Origin of the sequence: Gemmatimonas sp. (assembly GCF_041689975.1) — a bacterium.
Lineage (GTDB): Bacteria > Gemmatimonadota > Gemmatimonadetes > Gemmatimonadales > Gemmatimonadaceae > Gemmatimonas.
Genome location: NZ_JBDNFF010000186.1, coordinates 1 through 6048, shown reverse-complemented (window position 1 = coordinate 6048; position 6048 = coordinate 1). Strand labels below are relative to the sequence as shown.

The following is a 6048-nucleotide window of genomic DNA, read 5'->3' as shown; positions in this document are numbered from 1 at the left end:
CCAACATCCGAACCGAAGGTCCTGAAGGCGACACACACATTCGGGCCGTGGATCTGCGCGCGGTGAAGCGCGATGCGGGCGAGTTCGGCATGCTGAGCTACGATCCGGCTTTCATGAACATGGCGTCGTGCCGTAGCGCGATCACGTTCATCGATGGTGACAAGGGCATCGTCCGCTATCGCGGATACCCCATCGAACAGCTCGCGAAGAAGGCAACGTTGTTGGAAGTAGCCTACCTGTTGCGTCATGGCGAGTTGCCCGATCAGCCGCAGTACGTCACGTGGGTGCACGACATCACGTACCACACGTACGTACACGAAAACATCCGGAAGTTTCTGGAAGGGTTCCGATACGATGCGCACCCGATGTCGATGTTGTGCAGCGCGACTGCCGCGCTGTCCAGCTTCTATCCGCAGGCGCGTGATTCCGATGACTATTTCATCGCGCGCAAGCTGTACCCGAACGTGGACTTCTATACTGTGCTGATCTATCGCTCCATGGCGTTCCCGACCGACTTCTTCACGGTGCTTTTCGCCGTGGCGCGTGTGTCGGGCTGGATGGTGCAGTGGGAGGAGATGATTTTAGACAAGGAGCAGAAGATCGCGCGTCCTCGTCAGATTTACATCGGCGAGGTTGAGCGGCAGTACACAGACCAGCTCGGCGAGAAGTTTCCACCGGCGCGGAAGAATAGCATTCGGAATTGAGTAGTGTCTCTGAACTTCAACTGCTGCTCACAGATTCTGCGGCGCACGCAGACGTCTAGCTGAAAAACGAACGGGTCCCTATGCAAACGATCGATATTGTCATTCCGACCTTCAAGCGTGCGCACATGCTGCTTCGCACACTGGAAAGTATTCGCAGAGCAAGATGTCCAAGTGGCATTTTCCTGCGGGTTATCGTCGTGGATAATAACTCTCAAGATCAAACCGAATCAATTGTCAGAGAATTCTCTGCTTCGTCGCACCTGTGTGTTACCTACCTCCATGAAGCTCGTGCGGGACGGTCAGCGGCAATCAACGCAGGTGTAAAGTCCTCAGAAGCTGAGTATGTGGGATTCATCGACGATGACGAGGAGCTTTTTCCGGAATGGATCGAAGCCGTCGCCGAAGCCCTTCAGACGACGGCCGCAGACTACCTTGGTGGTGCATGCGTCCCTGACTTTACAGGCATACTCCCAGATTGGCTGCCGTCCGATTGGCCGGGTGTTTTAGGAGACATTTCTGGACCAGAGGAAGTTGTCCAATTCACGTCTGAAGGAAACGCATTTTTCACCGGTGGCAACGGGGTGATCCGGCGTGAGCTTTTTTTACGGATCGGCTGTTACAATCCGCTGTTAGGGCGTACGGGCCAGCAAAGCCTGATGTCGTGTGAGGACCGCGATCTCTTTGATCGGCTTCTGGAACATGGGTGCCGTGGCTTTTTTGTCCCGAGCATGAAAGTTTGGCATCATGTCCCCCCCGAACGTCTCACACAGGAGTATTTTCGACGTTGGGCCTTTGATCACGGCGCGTCTCTGACTGTGTACAGTCGCTTGACAGGCCGCTCAACGAAGCGCTCATTCTTCGGTGTCGAGCGATGGATCTGGCGATCGACGGCAGGTCACCTTGTCACTCTTCTGACTCCAAGAGTCGCCTCAGGAATCAAACGATCGCAAGCGTTTTCTTCAGAGCTTCACCTGCGCGAGTTTGCTGGTCGTCTGCGTGGCCGAACGTATCCTTTGCCGCAGGGGGAGATGGCGTAGAGGCGGCGAACTGAGTCCCTGTCTGTAGTGCAACAGCTCAACGAGTTGTGTCGTCCACGGCGCTTGCTCGTGACGCTAGAAGGTTCCAGCACCATCACAAGGTACGGGAGCATCCTGTGACATCGATCCATGCCAAGCGCGTACGCAGGCTGCAATGCATCCAATGCGGCCCATGACATCTATAACACCGAAGCGCGTGACAACGGTCACCGCAATGATCCCCTGCTACAACGCGGCGCAGTTCATCGAAGAAGCAATCGCGTCGACGCAGCAGCAGACCCGTCCGCCCGACGAGATCATCGTGATTGACGACTGCTCGACCGACGGGTCCGGCGATATTGCGGAACGGATGGGCGTGCGGGTGCTACGGACTGCGGTGAACGGAGGCGGAGGTGCGGCGCGCAATCTCGGAATACGCGAGGCGCGAGGTGATGTGGTTGCCTGGCTGGACGCCGACGATTTTTGGGAACCGCATCATCTCGCGACCGTGGTCGGCTTGCTCGAGCAGCACCCGGATGCTTCATTAGCTTTCTCGCTGGTGCGCGAGTTCGGTGACCGGAGCGGAATATGGGCTGAGTGCTTGCCCGCCGGGTCACCGTGCGACGCCCTAGAAGCGTGCCTGCATCGATGCGTGGTGCCACACATTTCGGTCGTCGTTTTTCTCGAAGCACTTCGGAATGTTGGCGGTTACGACGAGTCGATGCGCGTGGGCGCGGACTACGACATTTGGTTGCGGTTGTCCGCCGTACACCGGTTCGTGTGTACCCACGAGATCACGGCTAACTGGCGTCAGCACGACTCACAGATCAGCGGTGGGTCCGGCGGTGGCGGCAAGCTCTTCGCTTACTGGGAGATGAAGTATGCGTCACGCGCTCGATTCCTGTCGGCGACGCAAGCAAGTGGCGATCTAGACCGCTTCCGACTGGTTGAGGCTCTGATGATTCGGGTATCGCAGTCGCACCTGATGTGCGCGTGGTGGGCACGGGACGAGAGACAGCTGGCATTCCATCTAGAGCGCGTTCCCGATGTGGCGGACGCTCGCGCACTTCGCCAGCGTTGGCGGCGCCGCGCTCGAATGTTACATGCGGCGCGTGTGTGGGACGCGGTACGATCCTCGGCACGTGCCATTGTCCGGACGTTGACGGGAGGCTCGAGTACGACCTTCGGGAAGGTTCCTTGACGCCAGAAGTCGCTGCTGCTCAATGCCGGCTTGCCTGTCGGTGTGATCCTCCGCCGTTTGTGGTTGACTCGCAGCTTTGTGATAACAGGAGAAGGACGAAAGACAACGACGCGGCGGAGCGACCGGGAAAGTCGTTGTCCACGCAAGGTCGAGAGCGTCGACTCGCGATCAAGCAAGCCCCATCCGCTTTATGGACTTCGTTACCTTCGCCATCGCGCGCACTACAAACGACCGATCTAGAATCGTGTTGAGAAATTTGATTCACTCAAGAAGCGACGCGGTTGAGCTTCACGTCTTCGGAATCCACATCTGACGATTCATATGCCGTCAACAGCTGGCGGAAGTGTAAAGAATCTCGGCCAGCAGCAGCAACCGATCCGTCGAAAACAAGACGACCCTCGCTCAGCACGAGCAGTCGATCACACGCTTTAATTGTTTGAAGGCGATGCGCAATGATCACGACGGTGCGTGTTCCACGAAGCGAGTGAATCGCGTTCATGACCGCGGCTTCAGTGACGCCATCGAGGGCGCTCGTCGCTTCGTCGAACACCAGCAGTTCCGGGTTCACGAAGAGCGCCCGCGCGATGCCGATACGCTGACGCTGGCCGCCTGACAATGCCACCCCCCGCTCTCCCACTACCGTATCGAAACCATTGGGCAGCGATTCGATGAACTCTGTTGCCTGAGCAAGCCGCGCCGCCTCGTACACTGCGACATTATCGATCTCCTCCAGCGGCAGTCCCAAAGCTATGTTCTCGCGAACCGAAGCGTTCGTCAAGAAGACGCTCTGCGGCACATATCCCACCAACTTACGCCAGTCGCGAACGGTCGCATTTGACAAGCGCCCAACCGGAGTGAACACGTCTCCCTGTTGCGGAACGCAAAGCCCGAGCAGAATATCTGCCAGCGTTGTCTTGCCGGAACCAGAGCGGCCGACAAGTCCGATGCTCTCACCGTGTTCAATGGTGAGCGTGATCTCGGATAACGCGGGTCGGGCAGAGTTTGCGTAGGTGAATCCAACCTCGGACAGCTCAAGTAGGTCGCCCTTGAGTGTGGATCGTGACGGCTCAATGCCGTTCGCGTTCTTCCGCACATCGGTCTTAAGAACAGCCACGTAAACCAAGTGCAGCTTACGCACCGCCGGCTCGGCAAAACGCGCCTCCATGATCGATGCATATATCTGCTGGGCGGCGGGGAGCAGTCGATACCCCACAAACGCGTATAGTGCGAGCGTGGGGATGACAGTTGCTGCGGTGCTCCCCGACTCCACGAACAGGTAGAGCGCTACGGCGAGAATGCCGCCGAAAGCGATGGGCTCCAGGAGAAACCGAGGCGCTGCGCCGAGCACCATGCTCTTGGCGTTAGCGTCGGCGATCACCGAAGCATGAGTGTCGAAGCGCGTGACCGCCTGCGCCTCTCGTCCCAGAACCTGAAGTTCTTTCACACCAGCCAATCCTTCCTGTGCGGCCCGATGCCTTTCATCCTGCGCCCGCGAGACTCGGTGGCCGATGCTGGATTGCTTTCCCCGAATCATGCGGTAAATGACGAAATAACTACCACCGATTACCAACATTGCCGTGAGCGCCACTGAAGGGCTTTGGAAAAGTAAAAGCATTATGAGGGCGAGCACGACGCTAACCCTCGAAGTGAATTGCAACGCCGCGCTCGTGAGACGACCAACTGCCGACACGTCGTGGTACAGAAGATTCTGCAGAAACGATGCATCGTTCATCACGTGAAATTCGTACGGCTGATGCAGAAAAGCATCGAAGAGGGTCACTGTAAGCCGTGACTGCGTTCGTGCCGCCTGCTTTTGCTGAATCCAAAGCGCAAAAACGGATGCCGCACTACTAACAAATAGCGCAGCTCCCACAAGCGCTCCGAGCACGAACACCTTTTCTGTCGGGGACGTCGCTCCAACCGACTCCACCAAACGTCGAACGATGGCGTAACGATCGATGGATGATGGATCCATCAGTACGGCCATGAAGGGAAGAATCGAGGCTACGCCGATGGTTTCGAAGAGTGCCACCGCGACTGATGCAATGAACACCACCGTCAGGCGCCAACGCTCACCATGAGGGAACAGGTCGGCAAGGCAGCGCAGCAGGCTTTGCGTTTCGGCTTGTTCGCTGCTCAGCCGGAGATTTCGCATGGTTGTTATCTGATCACAGGAGAACTGGGAATGACCAAAGTGGCCCGGCGAGGCTGCTAGGCTCTGTCAGCCTCTTGAGCGATACCAGTCGCTCGCGGAGGCAGCTAAACACTGCCTTCAGCAAGACTTGAACGCGCGGTAGATATATTGCTCTACTATGTAAAGACTAATCGACCTCAGTGCGGAAACCGATAGCTCCACGGTCGCTCAAGTTGTCCGCTACCAAGTGTGTTCCGAAGTCTGCCAATCCCCCTCGAATGTCCACTTAGGCGGACTTCGGAAGTCCCGCTCCCTCCAGCGCTGCAAGCAGGCGACGGCGAAAGGCATCACGGCTAAAGTGATCAGCTCTCCTGCGTGCTGCTTGGGACATGGTGGACAACACGTCGGGGTTGCTGGCCAGGTGTCGGGTAATCGTCTTCAACTCATCCATGGTCCGCCAAAGAAAGCCGTTTACCCCATGTTGGACGATTTCCGGCTGGCCGCCGCGATCGATGACCACCGGTACACAACCAGCAGCCATCGCCTCTACTGTCACTATCCCGAAGTGCTCCATAAGTCGAGGGTTGTAGTCTGTTTCACCGAAACCAGCAGCATGCCAAAAGATCGAAGCACTGGTATAATGAGATCGGAGCAGATGGTGATCGGCGTTCGCAATGACCTCAGCTCTCGCGTTCATCGCAGCCTGTCGGACCATTTCGAAATACGTCCGGTCCTCCAACGACGTGTTTAGCCCGCCAACACTGACGTACTTCCACCGCTCTAGATTTAGCTGAGAATAAGCGGACATCATCCCCAGCTGACGTTTTTTCGTGCCTCCGCTGGTAAAGCGACCGACGCTGAGAATCTTGTTCTGCTTTGGGCCTTCCGCCTCGATTCGTGTTTCCGCGGGAGCATAGATGACCGTGGCATCCAGACCCCACCAGCGTGCTGTGTAGTCACGGCTGAACTCAGAGTTGGTGAGCACGGTGCCGT

Annotated in this window: 5 protein-coding genes; 3 read left to right on the top strand and 2 right to left on the bottom strand. The window is 57.3% G+C overall.

All coding sequences use genetic code 11. The features are described from left to right. Window positions 1-5 precede the first annotated feature (5 nt). The 3 genes from ACESNG_RS11985 (at window position 6) to ACESNG_RS11975 (ending at window position 2921) form a co-directional block, all read left to right on the top strand. Window positions 6-704, top strand: coding sequence for a citrate/2-methylcitrate synthase (locus ACESNG_RS11985; protein ID WP_373069139.1), 699 nt, complete (start codon window positions 6-8; stop codon window positions 702-704). Window positions 705-784: 80 nt separating this feature from the next. Then, on the top strand, window positions 785-1741 hold the full coding sequence (locus tag ACESNG_RS11980) for a glycosyltransferase family 2 protein (protein ID WP_373069137.1): 957 nt from the start codon (window positions 785-787) through the stop codon (window positions 1739-1741). Between the two features lie 196 nt (window positions 1742-1937). Then, on the top strand, window positions 1938-2921 hold the full coding sequence (locus tag ACESNG_RS11975; RefSeq protein ID WP_373069135.1) for a glycosyltransferase family 2 protein: 984 nt from the start codon (window positions 1938-1940) through the stop codon (window positions 2919-2921). A 265-nt stretch (window positions 2922-3186) separates the two neighbouring features. On the opposite strand, the gene ACESNG_RS11970 is transcribed toward ACESNG_RS11975, so the two are convergent. Beyond that, complete coding sequence (locus ACESNG_RS11970; protein ID WP_373064762.1) at window positions 3187-5076, bottom strand: ABC transporter ATP-binding protein; 1890 nt, start codon at window positions 5074-5076, stop codon at window positions 3187-3189. A 265-nt stretch (window positions 5077-5341) separates the two neighbouring features. Continuing rightward, window positions 5342-6048: glycosyltransferase (locus ACESNG_RS11965; protein ID WP_373069133.1), on the bottom strand; the 707-nt coding region annotated here is incomplete at its 5' end.